The organism is Frankia tisae (genome assembly GCF_025403405.1).
Classification (GTDB): Bacteria; Actinomycetota; Actinomycetes; order Frankiales; family Frankiaceae; genus Frankia; species Frankia tisai.
Genome location: NZ_JANEZT010000462.1, coordinates 1 through 4,474, shown reverse-complemented (window position 1 = coordinate 4,474; position 4,474 = coordinate 1). Strand labels below are relative to the sequence as shown.

At 70.9% G+C, this 4,474-nt stretch carries 3 protein-coding genes; 1 reads left to right on the top strand and 2 read right to left on the bottom strand.

From position 1 onward, the window contains the following. Positions 1-1,781: 1,781 nt before the first annotated feature. Positions 1,782-2,642 carry a helix-turn-helix transcriptional regulator gene (locus tag NBZ85_RS28090; protein WP_136449107.1) on the bottom strand — a complete coding sequence of 287 codons (861 nt, stop codon included), beginning with the start codon at positions 2,640-2,642 and terminating at the stop codon, positions 1,782-1,784. A gap of 947 nt (positions 2,643-3,589) precedes the next feature. Between NBZ85_RS28090 and NBZ85_RS28085 the strand changes: the two genes are divergently transcribed. Beyond that, entirely contained in the window at positions 3,590-4,042 is a 453-nt protein-coding gene (locus tag NBZ85_RS28085) for a DUF6458 family protein (RefSeq protein WP_261560168.1), read from the top strand. A gap of 54 nt (positions 4,043-4,096) precedes the next feature. On the opposite strand, the gene NBZ85_RS28080 is transcribed toward NBZ85_RS28085, so the two are convergent. Further along, the coding region (locus tag NBZ85_RS28080; protein ID WP_261562991.1) for a response regulator transcription factor at positions 4,097-4,474 on the bottom strand (378 nt) is incomplete at its 5' end.

Here is a 4,474-nt window from a genome sequence, read left to right as displayed (position 1 = left end):
GGGGTGCGGTGGTCATCGGCAGGTCCTCCTGGCAGGTCGCGGCCGGGGGCAGGGTGCTGTCGGGGACGAACTAGTCCGGGTCATGAGGCCCGCCGAGGCCGTCCGAGCGTCCGATCGGTCCCACGCATCCGGCACGTGGTCCGCCCCCGGGTCACCACAAGGACATATCCAGGACAAGAGGTTCACCCACCAAACCAACGTGATGGACACGTTCTGGACGACAGGATCGTCCACATCATCGGTGACCTCCTGGCCGGTGCCGCTGGGCGACAGACGTCCCGGGGAAGCTGCATCTGCACTGACTACGCGGAAAGCGAACCGACCCCCAAAAACTCTCGTGGAACTGGTGCGACCGGCGGCCGGAGCGGCCGACTTGCTTAGCCGACCCGACAGCGTCAACGTGCGCGGAATACTAGTCGGCTCGGTCCGGAGCACTGCACGGTGGCAGGCCAAAATCGCGATCACACACGCCCTAGGGCGCCGCGACGATCGCCGTGACCTGGTCGGGACTCCTTCGGTCCAGCGGTTCCCCCACCGCCGGACATCGTCGGTGATGTCGCGGATCGGGATTACGCAGAGCCCGTGCGGATGCGCACCGGGCGACCTCATCAATCCCGGCGTCGATCGGTGGAGGTTACGAATTGGTAGCACGCAGGGCGGTATCCCGGGCCACCGAACCCGGCGGTTTCCATTCGACTTCGATCGGCTAAAGGGACGGTGAACAGCCGAGACTACATTCCTCGGGCACGGACCGGCACGCGCAAGGTCAGAAGAAATCGGCGGCGAGAGTAGCGCCCCGGGACGTATCGAACCACGGGTGAAGAGCATCCGAAAATTGATCGTGGTAACCGCCGGCCGGGTCAGTCACCGACGGTCGGGTGGCCCCTTCGGGCCCCTCCCGGCTAGCAAGGACACGGGTCAACCTAGTCACAGCGCGCCATCAGCCGCAAGCGGGGCCGGGCGGAATGATGCTGGCGTTCGTCACTGCGCCACCTAACCGAACCGGCCTGCTACGACAGGCAAAGGACAGCATCCCACAGATGGGGTATGCCGCGCATCTCTCGCAGAAGCCGCTAAGGTGATGATCTACCGCAAGTCCGGAGAATACGGAGACCGGCTGGTCCCTGGCTCGGGCCGCCCTGGCGTTCCATCGGCGGCCGACGCCACCGGGCAGGACGGATGGCAACCGGGATGCAGCGGGCATGAAGGGCTGCGGTGAGGCGGAGAAGGGGGCCGCCGGCCGCGGGGATGGCAGCACCCGAAACCCCCAGGCGCGCGGACGGGGTTGGCCCGTGGCGCGGGCGGGACATGAAACGACCGCGGGTGGCGCGGCCGGTATCGGCCCGCGCCACCCGCGGTTCGTCGGAAGTCAGGTTTTGGAGGTCAGGTTGTCGAGGCGCGCCCGTGGCGCGTCGCGTCGGTGCGCCGGCCTTCCGCCCGTTCGGGCAGGACCGGCCGGCTTGCGGGCCCCTTGGGTGATGGGAACCGGGCGCCCGCGCCGGCGAGGCACGGGGGTCGGTTCCGCGCCGGGCATGCCCGGCCAGAGCAGGCTGCCGGGGCAGGCCCGGCGCGCTGCCGGCCGGCAGACGACCGGCCGGCATGAGGACCGCCGCCGCGGCCGAGGACCGATATCCGGGGTCCAGGGTGGGATCGGCGGCAGGGGGCAGAGCCAGGGGCACCAGGCGGCAACGGGCCGCGGACGCGTGACCTCGAACCGGAACCCCCGTGTCCGGACGCGGCCGGGGATCTCCGACGGTTGGGTCAGTTCCTCGACCGGCGAGTCAGGGCCGGGGCGGGCTGGGGGGCGCGAACGCGCTGGTCTCCCGTTGCCAGGCGATGGCGAGCTGCGTGCGGTTCGAGCATCCCGTCGCCACGAGAGCGTGGGTGAGGTGGTGCTTGACCGTGTCGATGCTGATGCACAGCGCCTCGGCGACCTGCCGGTTGGACCGGCCCTCCGCGACGAGTCGCACGACGTCCCGCTCACGGGCGGACAGCCGTCCCGCGACGGACGGACCAGGATCGGTCCGGATGTAGAAGCGCAGCAGGTTGCCGAGGTGACGGCCGAGGACGGCACCGACCGCCCGGTCCCGCGGGCCGAACGCGCCCGGCCGCGAGTCCAGCAGGGAGATGAGCGCGCCCACGTTCGACGGGCCGAACAGGCGCACGAGCAGCTTGGCGTGGATGCCGTGGGCGCGCAGGAAACGCTCCAGCCGCATCCGCACCTCGGGACGCTCCGGAACGCCCAGGTCATCGAGGGTGGCAAGGCCACGCTCGCGGACCGAGCGCAGGCTTTCCGGGTTGCTCAGCGCCTCCAGCTCGCGGTAGCGCTCCATGTACGGGCCGGCGAGGCGCAGGGCGAGGCCCCGGCCGGTGGGCCGGGCGTCCTGGAACGCCGTCTCGATCGAGGCGCCCAGGAAGAAGGCCGAATGGCGATAGCCCAGGTGGCGGGCCATGCCGTCGAGGGCCAGTTCGCGGAAGGAGGCGAGCGAAGAGGCCCGCTCGCAGTCCTCCACGACGCGCAGGATGCCGCGCAGCTCGGCCGCTCCGAGCGCGAGGTCACGCGGCATCGGGGCGCCGGTGCGGGCGGCCATGCCCGGGCGCATCGGCGCGCCCGGCTGGCCCGGAACCTCACCGCGTCCCATGGGGGACCCGGTCATCGAGGGCCCGGAGCGGGGATGAGACAATTGCCGAGCAGCGGCGCTGCCCGTGCTCGTGGTCGGTGCGGGGTGCCGCGCTGGCGCTGGCGCCGCACGGTGTGGGGCGGACGGCGGAGCGGGTGAGCTTGCCGAGGCTCGCCTGGCGATGTGACCCGCCATGCCTATCTCTGTGGATGTGTCCACGGTCACGCCGATTCGCGGCCGATGGGGTGCGTCCTCGCCGATAGCATCGGTCGAGAGGGGAACTCGGTCGGTCACGCGTGCCTCCGGGGGTCAGACTCAGAATCAAACCGGGCGGTGGCCCGGCTGTGGCGATGCCACCGGGTGAATTTCCGGTGAAGGTGGACATGTTCGGCAAGCGTAGGGCCCACCTCCCTCGCTACGCCACCAGTTGCCCACGCCCCTCATTCTCCGCCGAGCCAAACCCACCGCTTGAGTGGGAGAATCGTGCTCTCAACCCGGCCATATCTTTCCGGGGCTGCCACCCTCGCGCGTGAAGCGACTACTTCGCGTGATTTTTCCCTCCCGGAACCATCCCCTAAAGGGGCCACCTCGTCGGCGGTGTGCGAGCCTCGCGGCACCCCGATCGCCGGCCAACGCCGAGATCCAGCCAGCCGACCGGCAGCCGGTGCGACGGTCGCGAAACGTTCCCACTACCCGCCACCCTCCACGATGGGTGACCACCCTCCCACTAAGTGCCTCATCAGCATGGGCCATCGTCACCGAGGGTATTGATATAGGCGTCCCGCCGTTTCGATCGGCGCACCTCCACCGGTCCCCCGCGAGGTCCAACGCCCACGACGCAGCCCGCCGAAATCGCTGAGGCCCAGTACGGTCTCGCGCCACCGATACCCTCCCGCCGAAGCCTGGCGGCCGCCGACCATCCCGGTCCGCCGCCGTCCCGCCGGCGGGACAAACGAGGTGAACGACTGATGACTCTGGGACTGTCGGTCTTCCTGGTTGTGGCGGGTGCCACGCTTCGATATGCCCTGACGTGGCGGGTGGCCGGGGTAGATCTCCCGGTTCTGGGCCTGATTCTGATGGTCGCGGGGATCGTGACCTCGGTGATCTGCGTGCTCCGGGCGGTCGTGCCGCTACCGGCACGGGCCGCCGCTCGCGAGCGGCGGACGATCCCGCTGGCCGACGGCCGACGGGGTCTCGCCGGCCGATCCGCACCCGCGGATTCCCTGACCGTCCCGGACGCCCTCGGCGCCGCCGCCTCCCCTGCCCAGGACGCGGAGGCGCCCGAGCTGCCGGAACCGTACCCGGACCCCACGCAACGCCCGGACCTCGCGCAACGCCCGTACTTCGCGCTCGAACAACGCGTCTTCAGAGGACGGGTGGAGGCCGAGCCGGCGGAACCTCGGGACGAGGCTGGAATCTGAAGACGCCCGTCGCGCCGACGGCGCCGGATGCCCGCCGGCCGGCATGGGGCCGCTTCAGAGCAGGTGGAGTTCGCGGGCCCGGTGCACAGCGTCCCGGCGGCGCGGCACGTCGAGCTTGCGGTAGATGCTTTTCAGGTGCGTCTTCACGGTGTTCACCGAGACGTAGAGCTCGGCCGCGATCTCGGCTGTCGTCAGCATCGTCGGCAGGTAGCTGAGAACCGCGAGCTCCCGATCGCTGAGACGGTCGCCCGCGGCCGGACCGCCGCCGGCGCGTCGGCGGTCCGGCTCCCGGGGCCACCTGTCCGTCGCCCCGGTCCGTGGGACGCCGCCGAATGCCTCGCTCCCGGCGACCGGATGCGGACCCGGGAACGGGCCGCCGGGTCGCCGATCGTGCCGCGCCGCGTTGGCCGCAGGTCCCGGCCTGCCCAACCC